The organism is Streptomyces lasalocidi (assembly GCF_005280215.1).
Lineage (GTDB): Bacteria > Actinomycetota > Actinomycetes > Streptomycetales > Streptomycetaceae > Streptomyces > Streptomyces longwoodensis.
This window is the reverse complement of record NZ_SZNQ01000001.1, coordinates 2,040,227-2,059,955: the sequence shown is the minus strand read 5'-3', so window position 1 is coordinate 2,059,955 and position 19,729 is coordinate 2,040,227. Positions and strand designations below refer to the sequence as shown.

At 72.2% G+C, this 19,729-nt stretch carries 12 protein-coding genes and 1 tRNA gene; 10 read left to right on the top strand and 3 right to left on the bottom strand.

Features of this window, described 5'->3' with window-relative positions:
* Positions 1 to 301: 301 nt before the first annotated feature.
* The 3 genes from gltB to E4U91_RS09185 all read left to right on the top strand — a co-directional run bounded on the left by gltB (position 302) and on the right by E4U91_RS09185 (position 7,280).
* Entirely contained in the window at positions 302 to 4,900 is a 4,599-nt protein-coding gene (gene gltB, locus E4U91_RS09195; RefSeq protein ID WP_137306389.1) for a glutamate synthase large subunit, read from the top strand.
* A complete protein-coding gene (locus tag E4U91_RS09190) occupies positions 4,893 to 6,356 on the top strand; it encodes a glutamate synthase subunit beta (RefSeq protein WP_137306388.1) in 1,464 nt (487 codons plus the stop codon). Before gltB ends, E4U91_RS09190 begins: the two co-directional genes overlap by 8 nt.
* Before the next feature lie 201 nt (positions 6,357 to 6,557).
* Positions 6,558 to 7,280 (top strand): vWA domain-containing protein, encoded by a 723-nt coding sequence (locus E4U91_RS09185; protein ID WP_137306387.1) that lies wholly within the window; start codon positions 6,558 to 6,560, stop codon positions 7,278 to 7,280.
* A gap of 61 nt (positions 7,281 to 7,341) precedes the next feature.
* On the opposite strand, the gene E4U91_RS09180 is transcribed toward E4U91_RS09185, so the two are convergent.
* A complete protein-coding gene (locus E4U91_RS09180) occupies positions 7,342 to 8,235 on the bottom strand; it encodes a hypothetical protein (protein WP_137310737.1) in 894 nt (297 codons plus the stop codon).
* A gap of 115 nt (positions 8,236 to 8,350) precedes the next feature.
* Here E4U91_RS09180 and E4U91_RS09175 point away from each other — a divergent pair, with 115 nt between their 5' ends.
* From E4U91_RS09175 to E4U91_RS09155, 5 genes are all read left to right on the top strand, one after another.
* Entirely contained in the window at positions 8,351 to 8,701 is a 351-nt protein-coding gene (locus tag E4U91_RS09175) for a chorismate mutase (RefSeq protein ID WP_137306386.1), read from the top strand.
* Between the two features lie 151 nt (positions 8,702 to 8,852).
* The gene (locus E4U91_RS09170; RefSeq protein ID WP_137306385.1) at positions 8,853 to 9,455 is read left to right on the top strand and encodes a response regulator; all 603 of its coding nucleotides are present in this window, start codon (positions 8,853 to 8,855) and stop codon (positions 9,453 to 9,455) included.
* Between the two features lie 164 nt (positions 9,456 to 9,619).
* Positions 9,620 to 12,106: an aminopeptidase N gene (gene pepN / locus E4U91_RS09165; RefSeq protein ID WP_137306384.1), complete on the top strand. Its 2,487-nt coding sequence runs from the start codon at positions 9,620 to 9,622 to the stop codon at positions 12,104 to 12,106.
* A gap of 195 nt (positions 12,107 to 12,301) precedes the next feature.
* Complete coding sequence (locus E4U91_RS09160; RefSeq protein WP_137306383.1) at positions 12,302 to 13,660, top strand: pyridoxal phosphate-dependent decarboxylase family protein; 1,359 nt, start codon at positions 12,302 to 12,304, stop codon at positions 13,658 to 13,660.
* Positions 13,657 to 15,114, top strand: coding sequence for a lysine N(6)-hydroxylase/L-ornithine N(5)-oxygenase family protein (locus tag E4U91_RS09155; protein WP_137306382.1), 1,458 nt, complete (start codon positions 13,657 to 13,659; stop codon positions 15,112 to 15,114). Before E4U91_RS09160 ends, E4U91_RS09155 begins: the two co-directional genes overlap by 4 nt.
* 85 nt (positions 15,115 to 15,199) lie before the next feature.
* Here E4U91_RS09155 and E4U91_RS09150 read toward each other — a convergent pair whose 3' ends face one another.
* Complete coding sequence (locus E4U91_RS09150) at positions 15,200 to 17,011, bottom strand: bifunctional metallophosphatase/5'-nucleotidase (RefSeq protein ID WP_137306381.1); 1,812 nt, start codon at positions 17,009 to 17,011, stop codon at positions 15,200 to 15,202.
* A 285-nt stretch (positions 17,012 to 17,296) separates the two neighbouring features.
* Here E4U91_RS09150 and pyk point away from each other — a divergent pair, with 285 nt between their 5' ends.
* Positions 17,297 to 18,733, top strand: coding sequence for a pyruvate kinase (gene pyk, locus E4U91_RS09145; RefSeq protein ID WP_137306380.1), 1,437 nt, complete (start codon positions 17,297 to 17,299; stop codon positions 18,731 to 18,733).
* 111 nt (positions 18,734 to 18,844) lie between these two features.
* Here the strand turns inward: pyk and E4U91_RS09140 are convergent.
* Positions 18,845 to 18,917, bottom strand: a tRNA-Leu gene (locus E4U91_RS09140).
* Positions 18,918 to 19,019: 102 nt separating this feature from the next.
* Between E4U91_RS09140 and E4U91_RS09135 the strand changes: the two genes are divergently transcribed.
* Entirely contained in the window at positions 19,020 to 19,673 is a 654-nt protein-coding gene (locus E4U91_RS09135; RefSeq protein WP_137300431.1) for an ANTAR domain-containing response regulator, read from the top strand.
* Positions 19,674 to 19,729 lie beyond the last annotated feature (56 nt).

Here is a 19,729-nt window from a genome sequence, read left to right as displayed (position 1 = left end):
GCATGAGCCGTAAGCGCTGTGGGCAATGACGCCCGGTGCGCACCCCTGGAACGGGCGAGGACGCCCCTTCCGCCCCCCTGGACCGACGGACACGGATCTGTCCCCTCGGTCCCCCACAGCCTTTGTGCCGCCCGGTGCGGCGCCCCGTCGCCACCCGCGCGACGTCCACATGGTGGAACGGATCATCCCGCTTCCCGAGAATCGCTCCATCATGTAACCTGCACGAAATTTTGCACTCACGCAGAGGGCCAACGTCGTCCCTCGGCACTGCACATGCCACTTGACGACGACGGGAGAGCCGATGCGTACGCCGCGCCAGCCGTCCCAGCACTCCGCGAACGGCCAGAACTGGTCCTTCATGGATGCTCGCCCTGCTGCGCAGGGTATGTACGACCCCCGCAACGAGCACGACGCGTGCGGCGTCGGTTTCGTGGCCACCCTCACCGGTGAGGCGAGCCACACGCTGGTCGAGCAGGCGCTGACCGTACTGCGCAACCTCGAACACCGTGGCGCCACCGGCTCCGAGCCCGACTCGGGCGACGGTGCCGGCCTGCTCTCCCAGGTGCCCGACGCGTTCCTCCGCGAGGTGGCCGGATTCGAGCTGCCCGAGGCGGGCTCGTACGCCGTCGGCATCGCCTTCCTGCCGCCGCAGGACGCCGCGGACGCCGTCTCGCGCATCGAGACGATCGCCGCCGAGGAGGGCCTCACGGTCCTCGGCTGGCGTGACGTCCCCGTCGCCCCCGAACTGCTCGGCGCCACCGCCCGGTCGACGATGCCCGCCTTCCGGCAGCTCTTCGTCGCCGACGGCGTCAGCCGGGACCTCGCCCTGGACCGCAAGGCGTTCGTGGTGCGCAAGCGCGCCGAGCGCGAGGTCGGCGTCTACTTCCCGTCGCTGTCCGCGCGGACCCTCGTCTACAAGGGCATGCTGACCACCGGCCAGCTCGAGCCCTTCTTCCCGGACCTGTCCGACCGCCGCTTCGCGTCCGCGATCGCGCTCGTGCACTCCCGCTTCTCCACGAACACCTTCCCGTCGTGGCCGCTCGCGCACCCGTACCGCTTCGTCGCGCACAACGGTGAGATCAACACCGTCAAGGGCAACCGCAACTGGATGCGCGCCCGTGAGTCGCAGCTGGCCTCCGAGCTGTTCGCCTCCGGCGAGGAGAACCTGGACCGGATCTTCCCGGTCTGTACGCCGGACGCCTCCGACTCCGCCTCCTTCGACGAGGTGCTGGAGCTGCTGCACCTCGGCGGGCGTTCGCTGCCGCACTCGGTGCTGATGATGATCCCCGAGGCGTGGGAGAACCACGCCTCCCTGGACCCGGCCCGGCGCGCCTTCTACCAGTACCACTCCACGATGATGGAGCCCTGGGACGGCCCCGCCTGCGTCTGCTTCACCGACGGCACCCAGGTCGGCGCCGTGCTCGACCGCAACGGCCTGCGCCCCGGCCGCTACTGGGTCACCGACGACGGCCTCGTCGTCCTCGGCTCCGAGGTCGGCGTCCTCGACATCGATCCCGCGAAGGTCGTCCGCAAGGGCCGCCTGCAGCCCGGCCGGATGTTCCTCGTGGACACCGCCGAGCACCGGATCATCGAGGACGAGGAGATCAAGGCCCAGCTCGCGGCGGAGAAGCCGTACGCCGAGTGGCTGGAGGCCGGCGAGATCGAGCTGTCCGACCTGCCCGAGCGCGAGCACATCGTGCACACCCACGCCTCGGTCACCCGCCGCCAGCAGACCTTCGGGTACACCGAGGAGGAGCTGCGCGTCATCCTCGCCCCGATGGCCCGCACCGGCGCCGAGCCGATCGGCTCCATGGGCACGGACTCGCCGATCGCGGCCCTGTCCGAGCGCCCGCGGCTGCTGTTCGACTACTTCACCCAGCTGTTCGCCCAGGTCACCAACCCGCCGCTGGACGCGATCCGCGAGGAACTGGTCACCTCCCTGCGCTCGTCGCTGGGCCCCCAGGGCAACCTGCTGGACCCGACCGCCGCGTCCTGCCGGTCCGTCGTGCTGCCCTTCCCGGTCATCGACAACGACGAGCTGGCCAAGCTCATCCACATCAACGCCGACGGCGACATGCCCGGCTTCAAGGCCGCGACCCTGTCCGGCCTGTACCGGGTGCACGGCGGCGGCGAGGCGCTGGCCGCGCGGATCGAGGAGATCTGCGCCGAGGCCGACGCCGCGATCGAGAACGGCGCCCGGCTGATCGTGCTGTCGGACCGCCACTCCGACGCCGAGCACGCGCCGATCCCGTCGCTGCTGCTCACCTCGGCCGTCCACCACCACCTCATCCGCACCAAGCAGCGCACCCACGTGGGCCTGCTGGTCGAGGCCGGCGACGTCCGCGAGGTCCACCACGTCGCCCTGCTCATCGGCTACGGCGCCGCCGCGGTCAACCCGTACCTGGCGATGGAGTCGGTGGAGGACCTGCTGCGCGCGGGCACCTTCCTGAACGGCCTGGAGACCGAACAGGCCCTGAAGAACCTGATCTACGCCCTCGGCAAGGGCGTGCTGAAGGTGATGTCCAAGATGGGCATCTCCACCGTCGCCTCCTACCGCGGCGCCCAGGTCTTCGAGGCCGTCGGCCTGGACCAGTCGTTCGTGGAGAGTTACTTCAGCGGCACCGCCACCAAGATCGGCGGCGTCGGCATCGACGTCGTCGCCCGCGAGGTGGCCGCCCGCCACGCCAAGGCCTACCCGGCCTCCGGCATCGCTCCCGCGCACCGCGCGCTGGACATCGGCGGCGAGTACCAGTGGCGCCGCGAGGGCGAGCCGCACCTGTTCGACCCGGAGACGGTCTTCCGCCTCCAGCACTCCACGCGCACCGCCCGCTACGACATCTTCAAGAAGTACACCGACCGGGTGAACGAGCAGTCCGAGCGCCTGATGACGCTGCGCGGCCTGTTCGGCTTCAGGTCCGGCCGCCCCTCGATCCCCGTCGAGGAGGTCGAGCCGGTCTCCGAGATCGTCAAGCGCTTCTCCACCGGCGCCATGTCGTACGGCTCCATCTCCCAGGAGGCGCACGAGACCCTCGCCATCGCCATGAACCAGCTGGGCGGCAAGTCCAACACCGGTGAGGGCGGCGAGGACCCGGAGCGCCTGTACGACCCGGCGCGCCGGTCCGCCATCAAGCAGGTCGCCTCCGGCCGCTTCGGCGTCACCTCGGAGTACCTGGTCAACGCGGACGACATCCAGATCAAGATGGCCCAGGGCGCCAAGCCCGGCGAGGGCGGCCAGCTGCCCGGCCACAAGGTCTACCCGTGGGTCGCGAAGACGCGGCACTCCACGCCGGGCGTCGGCCTGATCTCCCCGCCCCCGCACCACGACATCTACTCCATCGAGGACCTCGCCCAGCTGATCCACGACCTGAAGAACGCGAACCCGCAGGCGCGGATCCACGTGAAGCTGGTCTCCGAGGTCGGCGTCGGCACGGTCGCGGCGGGTGTGTCCAAGGCGCACGCGGACGTGGTACTCATCTCCGGCCACGACGGCGGCACCGGTGCCTCCCCGCTCACCTCGCTCAAGCACGCGGGCGGCCCCTGGGAGCTCGGCCTCGCCGAGACCCAGCAGACGCTGCTGCTCAACGGCCTGCGCGACCGGATCGTCGTGCAGACCGACGGCCAGCTCAAGACCGGCCGCGACGTGGTCATCGCCGCGCTGCTGGGCGCCGAGGAGTTCGGTTTCGCGACCGCGCCGCTCGTCGTCTCCGGCTGCGTGATGATGCGCGTCTGCCACCTGGACACCTGCCCGGTCGGCATCGCCACCCAGAACCCGGTGCTGCGCGACCGCTTCGCCGGCAAGGCCGAGTACGTGGTGAACTTCTTCCGGTTCATCGCCGAGGAGGTCCGCGAGCTGCTGGCCGAGCTGGGCTTCCGCTCCGTCGAGGAGGCCGTCGGCCACGCCGAGGTGCTGGACGTCGAGCGCGCCGTGGACCACTGGAAGGCCCAGGGCCTGGACCTGGCCCCGCTGTTCCACGTGCCCGCCCTGCCCGACGGCGCGGTGCGCCACCAGGTCGCCGTCCAGGACCACGGGCTGGAGAAGGCGCTCGACAACGAGCTGATCCGGCTCGCCGCCGACGCGCTGGCCGCCGACTCGGCGCACGACGCCCAGCCGGTGCGCGCCCAGGTCGCCATCCGCAACATCAACCGCACGGTCGGCACCATGCTCGGCCACGAGGTGACGAAGAAGTTCGGTGGCGCGGGCCTGCCCGACGACACCATCGACATCACCTTCACGGGCTCGGCCGGTCAGTCCTTCGGCGCGTTCCTGCCGCGCGGTGTGACACTGCGCCTGGAGGGCGACGCCAACGACTACGTCGGCAAGGGCCTGTCCGGCGGCCGGATCGTGGTGCGCCCGGACCGGGCAGCCGACCACCTCGCCGAGTACTCGACGATCGCGGGCAACACCATCGGCTACGGCGCGACCGGCGGTGAGCTGTTCCTGCGCGGGCGTACCGGTGAGCGGTTCTGCGTGCGCAACTCCGGCGCGCTGGTGGTCTCCGAGGGCGTGGGCGACCACGGCTGCGAGTACATGACCGGCGGTCACGCGGTGGTGCTCGGCCCGACGGGCCGCAACTTCGCGGCCGGCATGTCCGGTGGCGTCGCCTACGTCATCGACCTCGACCGCGACAACGTCAACGTCGGCAACCTGGAGTCGGTGCGGGCGCTGGACGAGGCCGACCAGCAGTGGCTGCACGAGGTGGTGCGCCGCCACCAGGAGGAGACCGGCTCGACCGTGGCCGCCAAGCTCCTGGCCGAGTGGGACACCGCCGTCCAGCGCTTCAGCAAGATCATCCCCAGCACGTACAAGGCAGTGCTCGCCGCCAAGGACGCCGCCGAGCGAGCCGGTCTCTCCGAGTCCGAGATCACCGAGAAGATGATGGAGGCGGCGATCAATGGCTGACCCGAAGGGCTTCCTGAACCACGGCCGTGAGGTCGCCAAGACCCGTCCCGTCGGCGAGCGCGTCCGGGACTGGAACGAGGTCTACGTCCCCGGCTCCCTGCTGCCGATCATCAGCAAGCAGGCCAGCCGGTGCATGGACTGCGGCATCCCGTTCTGCCACAACGGCTGTCCGCTGGGGAACCTGATCCCCGAGTGGAATGACTACGCCTACCGCGAGGACTGGTCGGCCGCGCAGGAGCGACTGCACGCGACCAACAACTTCCCGGAGTTCACCGGCCGGCTGTGCCCGGCCCCCTGCGAGTCGGCGTGCGTGCTCGGCATCAACCAGCCGCCGGTCACCATCAAGAACGTCGAGGTCTCAATCATCGACAAGGCGTGGGAGACCGGGGACGTCGCCCCGCAGATCCCCGAGCGCCTGTCGGGCAAGACCGTCGCGGTCATCGGCTCGGGCCCGGCGGGCCTGGCCGCCGCCCAGCAGCTGACCCGGGCCGGCCACACGGTCGCGGTGTACGAGCGCGCGGACCGCATCGGCGGCCTCCTGCGCTACGGCATCCCCGAGTTCAAGATGGAGAAGCGGCACATCAACCGGCGCATCGAGCAGATGCGCGCGGAGGGCACCCGCTTCCGCACCGGCGTCGAGATCGGCCGTGACCTGAAGGCCACGGACCTGAAGAAGCGCTACGACGCGGTCGTCCTCGCCGTCGGCGCGACCACGGCCCGCGACCTGCCGGTGCCCGGGCGCGAGCTCAAGGGCATCCACCAGGCCATGGAGTACCTGCCGCTGGCCAACAAGGTGCAGGAGGGCGACTTCGTGACGCCCCCGATCTCGGCCGAGGGCAAGCACGTCGTGGTCATCGGCGGCGGTGACACCGGCGCCGACTGCGTGGGCACCGCCCACCGCCAGGGCGCGGCCTCCGTCACGCAGCTGGAGATCATGCCCCGCCCGAACGACGACCGGCACCCGACGAACCAGCCCTGGCCGACCTTCCCGATGCTGTACAAGGTCACCAGCGCCCACGAGGAGGGCGGCGAGCGGATCTACTCCGTCTCCACCACCCACTTCGAGGGCGACGAGGACGGCAACGTCCAGTGGCTGCACCTGTCCGAGGTCGAGTTCGTCGAGGGCAGGCTGACCCCGAAGCCGGGCACCGAGCGCAAGATCCCCGCGCAGCTGGTCACCCTGGCCATGGGCTTCACCGGCACCGACCGGGAGAACGGCCTGGTCGAGCAGTTCGGCCTGGACCTCGACGAGCGCGGCAACATCGCCCGCGACGCCGACTTCCAGACCAACGTGCCGGGCGTGTTCGTCGCCGGTGACGCGGGCCGCGGCCAGTCGCTCATCGTGTGGGCGATCGCGGAGGGCCGCTCGGCCGCCCGCGGCGTCGACCGGTTCCTGACCGGCGTGAGCGAGCTGCCGGCCCCCATCCGCCCGACGGACCGCTCCCTGATGGTCTGAGGCCCCCCGAACGTCCCGTACAACGGCGTACGGAACACTGGCGCCTGCCCCTTGTCCCCGACCGGACGACCGGGCAGGCGCCGCGCCTTTTCCGCCGTCCGTGGCCGGATCCTGTGGCAGGTTGGGCACCGTGAGAGCCGGTGGGGACGGCGACGGACGGACGGGGCGGCGCAGGCCGCCCGGTGTCGAAGGGGTGGGGTCATGGCGGCGATCAGTCTCAGCAAGGTGGAGGAGACCGCGCCGGCACTGGTCGACCTGTACAAGTCCGCCGCGGTCGGCCTCACCAAGCACCGGCTGACCGGGGAGCGGGCCGCCGTGTACCTGGTGGTCGACCACTCCGGCTCCATGCGGCCGTACTTCCGCGACGGCAGCGTGCAGGCCCTCGCCGACCGGGTGCTGGGCCTGTCCGCCCACCTCGACGACGACGGTCGGGTGCCCGTGGTGTTCTTCTCCACCGACATCGACGCCGTGAGCGAGATCGCGCTCGACGACCACGAGGGGCGCGTCGCGCGGATCGCCGCCGGGCTGGGGCACATGGGCAAGACCAACTACCACCTGGCGATGGACGCGGTCATCGACCACTACCTCGACAGCGGCGCCACCGCGCCCGCCCTGGTGGTCTTCCAGACCGACGGCGGCCCGATGAACAAGCTCGCCGCCGAGCGCTACCTGTGCAAGGCCTCGACGCTGCCGCTGTTCTGGCAGTTCGTCGGCTTCGGCGACCGGGGCAGCAGGCAGTTCGACTTCCTGCGCAAGCTGGACGAACTGTCCGTGCCGTCTCAGCGGGCCGTGGACAACGCCGGTTTCTTCCACGCCGGTCCGGACCCCCGCGCGGTGTCCGACGCCGACCTGTACGACCGCCTGCTGGGCGGGTTCCCGCAGTGGCTGGCGGCCGCGCGGGCCCGGGGGATCGTCACCGGGTGAGGGCGAGCGGATCGACCCGTCGGCGCGGCCTGCCGAGGCAGTCCCTGGCGGCCGGCCGGTGTCAGGTGTCGCACTCCAGGATCGTGCGGCACAGGCCGCACCGCGCCCGTACCCGGCCCCGCACCGGTACCCGGACGCGTGCGTGACAGGTCGGGCAGGGGAACGTCACGCGCAGCGGGCCGGGGGAGTCCCCCGTGAACGAGTAGGGGACGTCCGGCGCCGGGTCCGGCCGGTGGGCCTGGGCGTGGCGGCGGTCGCGGGCGTAGCGCCGCCGGCCCGTCCAGCCCGCCGCCGTCAGCGGGGGCCGGCACGCGTCGGAGCGGGCCCGCTCCAGGCCCCGTCCGTACGCCTCGTAGGCCTGCGGACTGGTGAACCAGGCCGACGGGTCCTCCCCGAACACCAGCGACCGCTTCGCCAGCACGTACCCGAACTCCTCCGGCGTGAGGTAGCCCAGCTTCTGCGAGGACACCCCGTCCTCCCGGAACGCGTCAAGGAGCAGCCAGCCCGCGCCCAGGTACGTCGTGGCCGTGTCGGTGAGGATCTCGTTGTCCCGGGTGCCGGGGAAGGAGAGGTCCACCCGGTGCAGGTACACGTGCGCGATCTCGTGCGCCAGGGCCGCGCCGATGTCCCGGCGATGGGTGCGGAACCGGTCGTTCAGCTCGACGAAGTACTCGGGGCCCGCGGTGAGTTCGATGTTCGCCGCGTGCTCCATCCGCCGGAAGCCGACGACCAGCCGGGCGTCCGGCAGCCGGTAGTGCCGCACCAGCTCGCGCGCCACCCGCTGCGCGCCCAGGTACAGGTCGTCGGTGTCGCAGAACGCCACGTCGACCGGCGCCACGCTGGTGTCGAACGCGTGGATGGTGTCGTAGGACAGCCGCTTGTACAGCGCGGTGATCGCCGCCCGCACCGTCTCCAGGTGGGGGTAACCGCGCTCGACCGGTCCGCCGTCCGCCACGCCCGCACCCCCAAGCCAGCCGTGCACCCGCTTCCACTGTACGGGGACCCGCGCCGCCCCGGCGGTGTCCGAGCGGTGCGGGGCCGGTGCCCCGGACGGACTAGGGTGAACGCCCATGACCACCAGCACCAACGGAACCGGTGACGTCGATCCGGCCGTGCGCGAGGAGCTCGCGCGGCTGCGGGACAGCATCGACAACATCGACGCGGCCGTCGTCCACATGCTCGCCGAGCGCTTCAAGTGCACGCAGCAGGTCGGCCACCTCAAGGCCCGCCACCAGCTGCCGCCCGCCGACCCGGCGCGCGAGGCCCGGCAGATCGCCCGGCTGCGCTCGCTCGCCGAGAGCGCCAAGCTGGATCCCGCCTTCGCTGAGAAGTTCCTCAATTTCATCATCGCCGAGGTGATCCGCCACCACGAGCGGATCGCGGACGACGCGGTCGGCGATGCGCCGGTCTCCGGCGGCTGACCTGGCGTGATCCGCCGGGCGGCGCGCGGGGGGCCGCGGGCGGGGCACCGTCGGAAACCGGCCGCGGCGCGCACCGTTCGTGAGCCGGCGGGCACCCACCGTCAGGGGGCCGACGTAAACTGGTGGTCCTGCCGCGGGAGGGACGTGGGCCATGCCGTCGGATGCCGGGATCCTCATCGTCGACGACCACAGGGACACGCGGTACGCGCTGGAGAGCGCGCTCGCCCCCCTGGGCCACCGGCTGTGCTGTGTCGCCGGCGGTGACGAGGCCCTCAAGGAAGTGCTGCGCGGCCGGGTCGGGCTGGTCCTGCTCGATGTGTGCATGCCCGACGTGAGCGGCCTGGACGTGGTGCGCTACCTGCGCCGCCTGGAGCAGACCCAGCACATCCCCGTCGTGCTGCTCACCGGCTTCGGCCTCGACCCCGCGCTGACCTCGGCCGCCTTCGAACTCGGCGTCGCCGACCTGCTGCCCAAGCCGGTCGACCCCGGGTCCCTGCGCACCAAGGTCCGCTACCTGTACGACGCCCACCAGCGCCGGCTGGCCCTGGAGCGGGAGGTCCGCGGACTGCGTGCCCTGGTCGAGGCCGGCGCCGCGCCCGGCCCCCGCCCGGACGACCCGCGCACCACCGCCGCGGCCCTGCCCCGCCCGGGCGACCCGCGCACCCCCGTGCAGGCCCTGCCCCGCCCGGACGCCCGCGTCCCCACCCAGCGCGACGCCGCCCGGCGGGACGCGGAGCGGCGCGACACGGTCTGACGGGACCCGGTCCGACGGGACCCCGGCGCTCACCCCGCCGGGGACCCGGTCCGACGGGACCCCGGCGCTCACCCCGCCGCGCCGGCTGCCGCGCCGGACGGGACATAGCACGCGTACCGGTCCGGCCCTGTGCCCGGACCACACCATCAGGCAGCATGTCGTCCATGTCCGTACTGACGCGCGACGAAGCGCAGACCCGTGCCCAGCTCCTCGACGTCCACCGCTACACCATCGAGCTCGACCTGACCGGCGGTGCCGAGACCTTCGCGTCGTCGACCGCCATCCGGTTCACCGCGCGCACGGGCGCGGACACCTTCGTCGAGCTCAAGCCCGCCGAGCTGCACTCCGCCACCCTCGACGGACAGCCGCTGGACCCCGGGGCCCTGGACGGCAACCGCCTGCCGCTGGACGGCCTCACGGCGGGCGAGCACGAGCTGCGCGTCGAGGCGACCATGCGCTACTCGCGCACGGGCGAGGGCATGCACCGCTTCACCGACCCCACCGACGGCGAGACCTACCTCTACACCCAGCTGTTCATGGAGGACGTCCAGCGCGTCTTCGCCGCCTTCGACCAGCCCGACCTGAAGGCCGTCTTCGAGCTCACCGTGCGGGCCCCCGAGGGGTGGAGCGTCCTCGCCAACGGCGTCACCGAGCACCTGGGCGACGGCACGTGGCGGGCCGCGCCCACCCCGCTGATCTCCACCTACCTGGTCGCCGTCGCCGCCGGCCCCTGGCACTCCGTGCGCACCGAGCACCGCGGACTGCCCTTCGGCCTGCACTGCCGCCGCTCGCTGGCACCCCACCTCGACGCGGACGCCGGCGAACTGTTCGAGATCACCCGGCAGTGCTTCGACCGCTACCACGAGAAGTTCGAGGAGCCCTACCCGTTCGACTCCTACGACCAGGCGTTCGTCCCCGAGTTCAACGCCGGCGCCATGGAGAACCCGGGCCTGGTCACCTTCCGGGACGACTTCGTCTACCGCTCCGCCGTCACCGACACCGAGCGGCAGACCCGCGCCATGGTCGTCGCCCACGAGATGGCCCACATGTGGTTCGGCGACCTCGTCACCCTGCGCTGGTGGGACGACATCTGGCTGAACGAGTCGTTCGCCGAGTACATGGGCTACCAGACGCTCACCGAGGCCACCCGCTTCACCGACCCGTGGACCGAGTTCGGCGTCGTCCGCAAGCCCTGGGGCTACGACGCCGACCAGCGTCCCTCCACCCACCCGGTGGCCCCCGACGCCGTCCCCGACACCGCCTCCGCGATGCTCAACTTCGACGGCATCTCCTACGCCAAGGGCGCCTCCGCACTGCGCCAACTGGTCGCCTGGCTCGGTGAGAAGGACTTCCTCGCCGGCATCAACGTGCACTTCGCCCGGCACCGGTTCGGCAACGCGGCCCTCGCCGACTTCATCGACTCCCTCGCCTCCGCCACCGACCGCGACGTCCACGCCTGGGCCGACGCGTGGCTGCGCACCACCGGCGTCGACACGCTCGTCCCCACCGTCAGCGGCACCAACGGCGACCGGGTGCTCAATGTGGAGCGCACCGGCAGCCGCCCGCACCGCATCTGCGTCGGCCTGTACGACCAGGACCTCTCCGACGAGGGCCGGCTGGTGCTGCGCGAGCGCGTCGACGTGGACGTGCCGCAGAGCGCCCCGCAGCCGATCGGCAAGAAGCCCGCGCTGCTGCTGCTCAACGACGGCGACGTCACCTACGCCAAGATCCGCTTCGACGCGGACTCCTTCGAGGCGGTCCGCACCGGCCTGTGCGGGCTGCCCGACCCGCTGACCCGCGCCGTCGTCTGGAGCGCCCTGCGCGACGCCGTCCGCGACGGCGACCTGGCGCCCGCCGCCTACCTGGAGGTGGCCCGCACCCACCTCCCGCACGAGCGCGACCTCGCCCTCGTCCAGGGCGTCATGTCCTTCGCCACCGGGCAGATCGCCGACCGGTACGTGGCCCCCGAGGACCGTCCGGCCGCGCTCGCCGGGCTCGCCGCGCTGTGCCGGGACCTGATCCGGCGCACCGAGGACGGCGACGACCCCGGCCTGCGGCTGATCGCCGTGCGCCACTTCATCGACGTGGCCGCGCACCCCGACACGATCGCCGCCTGGTTCGCCGACGGCATCGTGCCCGGCGGCCCGGAACTCGACCCCGACCTGCGCTGGCGCGTCCTCGGCCGGCTCGCCGTGCTCGGCGCGACCGACGAGGCCGCCATCGCCGCCGAGCTGGAGCGCGACCCGTCCGCCACCGGCCAGGAGGGCGCCGCCCGGTGCCGCGCGGCGCTGCCGGACGCGGAGGCCAAGGAGCGGGCCTGGGAGGCGATGTTCGTCCGGGACGACCTGTCCAACTACCTCTTCACGGCCACCGCGCAGGGCTTCTGGCAGCCCGAACAGGCCGACCTGCTCCGGCCGTACGTGGCGCGCTTCTACGACGACGCCGTCGGCCTCGCCGCCCGCCGGGGCACCGCGATGGCCGAGGCGGCCGGCCGCTGGGCGTTCCCGGCCCACGCGGTGGACGAGGAGGCCCTGCGGCTGGGCGAGGCGTGCCTGGCCCGGGACGAGGCCACCCCGGCCCTGCGCCGCAAGCTGGTCGACCAGCTCGACGACCTGTCCCGCGCGCTGAGGGTCCGCACGACGCCGGCCTGACCCGTCCCGCCGCTCGTCACAGGGCACGGCCCCCCGGGTCGTGCCCTGTCCCATATCCCGGTCGTGCCCCCAAGAGGTGCCCCGCGCCCGGCAGTACCCCCTTTCGGGTTCTGATCGCCGGGGTTCGCGGGCGCGGTGGCGTGTGATGCGTACACGCTGGAAGCGTCCGTACGCGTCGCTCCCGGGAGGACGACCATGAGCACGCCGCCCCTCGCCTCGGGCCCCGAAGGCACCCTCGCCCTGCGGGCGTTGCTCGGTGTCGTGCTGGACGCGCTCGCCGAGGGGGACCGCGCGCGGGGCGGGCCGCTGCCCGCGGGCGGTCCCGGGGCCGTCGACGCGCGGGTCCGGGACGCGCTGGGGGACGTCCTGCCCGAGGACGGGGACCCCGGCGCGCTCGCCACGCTGGTGCGGGTGCTCGCCGAGGGCGCCGCCGACCCGGCCGACCCGCTGTGCGCGGCCCACCTGCACTGCCCGCCGCTCGCCGTCGCGGCCGCCGCCGACCTCGCCGCGACCGCCCTCAACCCCTCCCTCGACTCCTGGGACCAGGCCCCGGCCGCCTCCGCGCTGGAGGCACGGGTCACCCGGGTCCTCGCCCGGCACGCGGGCCTCGCCGACGCCCTCGTCACCACCGGCGGCACCGAGTCCAACCAGCTCGCCCTGCTGCTCGCCCGCGAACGCCACGGGCCCGGTCTGCGGCTGGTGCACGGGGCCAATGCCCACCACTCCCTGCCGCGCGCCGCCTGGCTGCTCGGCCTGCCCGAGCCGGTGGTCGTGCCCGCCCCGGCCGGCCTGCTCGACCCGGCCGCCCTGGACGCGGCCCTCACCGCGCTCCCGGGTCCTGTGCTGGTCGCGGCGACCGCCGGCACCACCGACGCCGGCCTGATCGACCCGCTCCCCGGCATCGCCGCCCGGTGTGCCGCCCACGGCGCCCGCCTGCACGTCGACGCCGCCTACGGGGGCGGCCTGCTGTTCAGCGAACGGCACCGCGCGAAGCTGGTCGGGCTCGACGCCGCCGACACCGTCACCCTCGACCTGCACAAGCTCGGCTGGCAGCCGGTCGCCGCCGGCCTGCTCGCGGTCCGCGACCCGGACGACCTCGCCGCGCTCCACCAGCGCGCCGACTACCTCAACGCCGACGACGACACCGGGGCCGGCCTGCCCGACCTCCTCGGGCGCTCCCTGCGCACCAGCCGCCGCCCCGACGTCCTGAAGATCGCCGTCACGCTGCGCACCCTGGGCCGCGGCGGACTCGGCGCCCTCGTGGACCGGGTGTGCGCCCTCGCCGAGGAGTTCGCCGGCCAGGTGGCCGCCCGGCCCGGCCTCGACCTGTACGCCCCGCCCGTGATCAGCACCGTGCTGTTCCGGCCCGCGCGGGCCACGGACGACGCCGTCGCCGCCGTACGCCGCACCCTGCTCGCCGACGGCCGCGCCGTCCTCGGCCGGGCCCGCGCCGACGGCCGGCTCTGGCTCAAGACCACCCTCCTCAACCCCCACACCCGGCACGCCGACCTGGCCGGACTCCTCGACCTGGTGGAAGGAAGCACCCCCAGATGATCCCCACCCCGGACCCGTCTCCCACCCCGGACCCGTCCCCCGCCCCGGCGGCCCCGCGCAGCACCCCCGACCGCCCCCGCGACCTCGTCGGCATCGGCATCGGGCCGTGCAACCTCTCCCTCGCCGCCCTCGCCCAGCCGCTCGCCGAACTCGACGCCGTGTTCTACGAACAGCGCCCCGGCTTCGACTGGCACCCCGGGCTCCTCCTCGACGACGCCCGGGTGCAGGTGCCCTTCCTCGCCGACCTGGTCACCCTCGTCGACCCGGCCAGCCCCTGGACGTTCCTCAACCACCTCAGGTCCCGCGACCGGCTCTTCCCGTTCTACTTCGCCGAGCGCTTCCACCTGCACCGCGCCGAGTACGACGCCTACTGCCGCTGGGTCGCCCAGAACCTGCCCGGACTGCACTTCCGCCACCAGGTCGACGCCGTGCGCTGGAACCCCGAACGCGAGGTGTTCGAGGTGGACTTCACCCAGCTCGACGCCGACGGCGAGGCCGAGGCCCTCGGCCGCACCTACACGCGCAACGTCGTCCTCGGCGTCGGCACCGAGCCGTACGTCCCCGAGCCGCTGCGCCCCCTCGTCCACGCGCCCGGGGCGCCCGTCGTGCACGCCGCCGACTACCTCGCCCACCGTGAGGCGATCCTCGCGGCCGGCCACGTCACCGTCGTCGGCTCGGGCCAGAGCGGTGCCGAGGTCTTCCTGGACCTGCTGCGCCGCCGTCCGGCGGGCCGCGAGGCGCTGCACTGGATCGGCCGCACCGAGGCGTTCGCGCCCATGGAGTACTCCAAGCTCGGCCTGGAGCACTTCACGCCCGACTACACCCGCTACTTCCACGCCCTGCCCGAAGCCGTGCGGGACCGGCTGGTGGCCGCCCAGTGGCAGCTGCACAAGGGCGTCGACGCGGGCACCCTGGCCGCCGTCCACGACGAGCTGTACCGGCGCACCCTGCACGGCGGCTGGCCCGACGCCGTCCTCACCCCCGGCGTCCGCGTGCGCACCGCGGGCCGCCTGGCCACCACCAGGGTCGAACTGCACCTGGAGCACGTCCAGCAGGACACCCGGTCCCGGCTCACCACCGACGCCGTCGTCCTCGCCACCGGCTACCGCGAACGCCCCCTGGAGGGCGTCCTCGCCGGCCTCGACCCGTACCTGCGCCGCGACAGCGCCGGACGCCCGCGCGTGGACGAGGAGTTCCGGCTGGTGCTCGACCCGTCCGTCACCGGCGCGGTGTTCGTCCAGAACGCCGAGCGGCACACCCACGGCGTCGGCGCCCCCGACCTCGGACTGGCCGCCTGGCGCAGCGCGACCATCCTCAACACCCTGACCGGCAAGGAGACCTACCCCCTGCCCGGCCGCACGGCCTTCACCACCTTCGGCCTGGACCCGCACCCGCGCGTCCCGCCGCAGGGGGCGAAGGCCCCGGCCCTCACCCCGCTGACCGACGGCCGGTAGCGCCCGGCCGGACCCGGGCGACGGCGCCCCGACGACCGCGGTCGCCGTGGCCGCCGCCCAGGCCCGGGAACCCCCCTCGCGGCGGCTAGAAGACCGGCGTGCCGTCGCGCGTGAGCTTCCAGTCGACCGACGCGAAGTCCTTCGGGTCCAGCACGCCCTTCGCGGTGACCCACTCGGCGATCCGGGTGCGGATCTCCGTGGACTCCGACCACAGCTCCTGCGCCGTGGCGACGTACGGGAACGCGCCGCCGCCGTTGGCCCGGTAGTTGTTCACCGCCAGCACGAACTGCTGCGCGTCGTCCAGCGGGGCGCCGCCGTACGTCAGGTTCTTGATGCGGGACCCGGCCGGCTGGGCGATGTCGATGTCGTACGAAAGACCCGACACGTAGTCGTAGTTGTAGTCCGGGCGGCCGCCGAAGTTGGTCAGCTTCTCCACGTCGACCGCCGCGCCCGCGGGCGTCTGCACGAAGTACTGCGCGGAGTACTCCAGGTACGCCCGCACCTGCGCGCCGGTCATCAGCTTGGCGACCAGCGTGTTGTCGTAGACGTACAGGCCGGACAGGTCCCGGATGGTGACGTCGCCGGCCGGGATCTGTGAGGTGCGGGAGAACGGCGACGCCTGGGCGATCACCGGCAGCGAGGCGTACGCGGTGCCGGCCAGGGCCGCCTTGACCACGTCCTCCTGCACCTTGGTGATCAGGTCGATGATCGGGGCGTCCTTGTAGCGGGCCTCGACGGTCGTCAGGGTCGCGGTCGCGGTGCCCACGACCTGGTTGACGTACGCGACGACCTTGGCGTGCTCGTCGCCCAGCAGCTTGGTGATGCGCGGGTCGTCGGCGACCGCGTTGGAGTTGAGCACCTTCGCCGAGACCGACTCCACGCTCCAGCGGCCCTTGTCGAAGACCAGCTCGACGTCGAACAGCGACAGCCGCTCGGCGAACGCCAGCGGCTCGGACAGCACGACCGTGCGGCCCGTCTTCTCGTTGACGACCTTCAGCTCCGGGATCTCCAGGTGCGCGTGTCCGACCAGGATCGCGTCGATGTCCGGGACCAGCCGGGCGACGTTGGCGGCCGCGTTCTCCACGTACGGCACCTGGTCGCCGTACGACGACGTCCCCGACGTACCCGAGTGCGCCGAGACCACGACCACGTCCGCGCCCAGCGACTTCAGCTTCGGCACCCACTTCGCGGCCTGCTCCTCCAGGCCCTCGAACTTCAGCTTGCCCTGCACGTACGCCTTGTCCCAGATCGCGATGCCCGGGTTGGTCAGGCCCAGCACGGCGACCTTGACGGGCTTGGCCCCCGGCACGTGGAACGTCTTGATGAAGTAGGGCGGGAAGGCGGGCCGCAGCGTCTTGGCGTCGACCGCGTTGGCGCCGAGCAGCGGGAAGTCCAGCTGGTCCTGGAAGGTGCGCAGGGTCTCGATGCCGTAGTTGAACTCGTGGTTGCCGAGCGCGGCCGCGTCGTAGCCGATGGCGTTCATCGCCTGGGCCATCGGGTGCACCGGGCCGCCCTCGGCGGTGATCGGGTCCACCTTGGCGTAGTAGTACGTCAGCGGGGTGCCCTGGATCGTGTCGCCGGCGTCCAGCAGCAGCGTGTTGCAGCGGCCCTTCTCGGCGCGCACCTGGTTCACCAGGGTGGAGATCCGGGCCAGGCCCTGCGCGTTGCCTGCGGCGTCCTTGTACTCCGCGTCCTTGAAGTAGTCCCAGTTGAAGACGTGACCGTGCAGGTCGGTCGTGCCCATCACGGTCAGCGCGTACCGCTTGGGCTGCTTGGGCTTCTTCGCGGCCGGCCCGTCCGCGGCCTGCGCCGCCGGAGCCGCAGCCGCGCCCGCGATCGCCACCCCCGCCCCGGTCACGGCGGTCTTCGTCAGGAACTTCCGGCGGTTCAGGGGCATGTCTGGGGCTCCTCGGGCGAACGGTACGACGCGCGTAGATCAGCGCGCGTAGATTCTGACCCGTGCATGACCGGCCGCAACAGGTCCACGAGGTTGCGATCTGGTGACCTGCCTCACCCGGACGGGCGAGAAGGACCGGGGAAAAACAAGAAAAGCGCCGTGGAAATGCTCATCGGAGCGCCCGGCCGCACAATTCAACGCTTGTCAATAACCCTTCATCCAGCGGTGGTTGAGTCGTCATGCGCGGCCAATTGCCTACCCGGCGGTAAGGCCTAGGCTCGACTCATGCGCCGAGCAAAGATCGTCTGTACCCTGGGCCCCGCCACCGATTCGTACGACCAGATCAAAGCCCTGGTCGACGCCGGAATGGACGTAGCCCGCTTCAACCTCAGCCACGGCGGCCACGCCGAACACGAGGAGCGCTACCGGCGCGTCCGCAAGGCCGCCGACGAAACCGGCCGCAGCGTCGGTCTCCTCGCCGACCTTCAGGGCCCGAAGATCCGCCTCGGCCGCTTCGCCGAAGGACCCGTACTCCTTGAACGCGGCGACGCCTTCACCATCTCCGTCGAACCCGGCGTCGAGGGCGACCGGCGGCGCTGCGGCACCACCTACGCCGGCCTGGCGGGCGACGTCACCGCCGGTGAGCGCATCCTCGTCGACGACGGCAGGGTCTGCCTCGAGGTGACCTCCGTCGACGGCCCGCACGTGCACACCGAGGTCGTCGAGGGCGGCGTGGTCTCCGACCACAAGGGCCTCAACCTGCCCGGGGTCGCCGTCTCGGTGCCCGCCCTGTCCGACAAGGACGAGGCGGACCTGCGCTGGGCGCTGCGCACCGGCTTCGACGTCATCGCGCTGTCCTTCGTGCGCAGCGGCCGCGACATCGAGGACGTCCACCGCATCATGGACGAGGAGGGGCGCCGGCTGCCGGTCATCGCCAAGGTCGAGAAGCCGCAGGCCGTCGAGGCCGTCGACGACATCGTCGCCGCCTTCGACGGCATCATGGTCGCCCGCGGCGACCTCGGCGTCGAGATGCCCCTGGAGCAGGTGCCCGTCGTCCAGAAGCGGGCGATCAAGCTCGCCAAGCGCAACGCCAAGCCGGTCATCGTGGCCACCCAGATGCTCGACTCCATGATCGAGAACAGCCGTCCCACCCGCGCCGAGGCCAGCGACGTCGCCAACGCGGTCCTCGACGGCACCGACGCGGTGATGCTCTCGGGCGAGACCAGCGTGGGCAAGTACGCGATCGAGACGGTCCGCACCATGGCGAAGATCGTCGAGGCCGCCGAGGAGGACATGCTCGCCAAGGGCCTGCCGCCGCTGACCGACCGCAACAAGCCCCGCACCCAGGGCGGCGCGGTGGCGCGGGCGGCCGCCGAGATGGGCGACTTCCTGGGCGCGAAGTTCCTGGTCGCGTTCACCCAGTCCGGCGACACCGCCCGCCGCCTGTCCCGCTACCGCTCGCCGATCCCGCTGCTGGCCTTCACCCCGGACCCGGCCACCCGCTCGCAACTGAGCCTGTCCTGGGGCGTGGAGACCTTCCTCGGCCCGCACGTCGACTCCACGGACGCGATGGTCGACCAGGTGGACGAACTGCTGCTGAAGTACGGCCGCTGCGCCCAGGGTGACGTCGTGGTCATCACGGCCGGGTCCCCGCCCGGTGTCTCCGGTTCCACCAACCTCGTCCGCGTGCACCACATCGGTGAGGACGACGCGCCGAAGTGAGCGGGACACCGCGGAATGGGAAAAGGGCCCCCCTTGCGGAGGGCCCTCTTTTCCTTTCCGGCGGCCGGTGTCGGCGCACAGAAAAGGGTGACCTTGGATTCCTAAGAAAAGTACCCCGGGTCGGATTCGAACCGACGCTGGATGGTGTTTGAGACCATTGCCTCTACCGCTGGGCTACCGGGGCCCCCTTCAAATTGAAGGGCGGCGGCTACCCGCCGTGTCCCCACCTTACCGTAGCTGGGTAGGCTCTTGTCAGCAGTACCCCTGCCCTGAACGAGGAGCCCCCGTGACCGCCGAGTCGCCCCAGCCCGTAGACGCGCCCGACGACGACAAGTCGCACGTGCCTCCGCTGACGACCCGAGTCGTCATCGCCGAGGACGAGGCCCTGATCCGCCTCGACCTCAAGGAAATGCTGGAGGAGGAGGGCTACTCGGTCGTCGGCGAGGCCGGTGACGGTGAGCAGGCCGTGGAGCTCGCCCGCGAGCACCGGCCCGACCTCGTCATCCTCGACGTGAAGATGCCCAAGCTCGACGGCATCTCGGCGGCCGAGAAGATCGCCGAGGAGCGCATCGCCCCGGTGCTGATGCTCACCGCGTTCTCCCAGCGCGACCTGGTCGAGCGGGCCCGCGACGCCGGCGCCATGGCCTACCTGGTGAAGCCCTTCAGCAAGAGCGACGTCGTGCCCGCCATCGAGATGGCCGTCTCCCGCTTCACCGAGCTGAAGGAACTGGAGAAGGAGGTCGCCGACCTCTCCCAGCGCCTGGAGACCCGCAAGCTGGTGGACCGCGCCAAGTCGATCCTGCAGACCGAGTACGGACTGACCGAGCCGGCCGCCTTCCGCTGGATCCAGAAGACCTCGATGGACCGGCGCATGTCGATGCAGCAGGTCGCCGAGGCCGTCATCCAGGACGCCGAGGAGAAGAAGGCGTCCAAGGGCTGAGCGCCCGCCCCCGCGCACGGCCGAGGCCCGCGGCCCCCCTCGCGGGGGACGCGGGC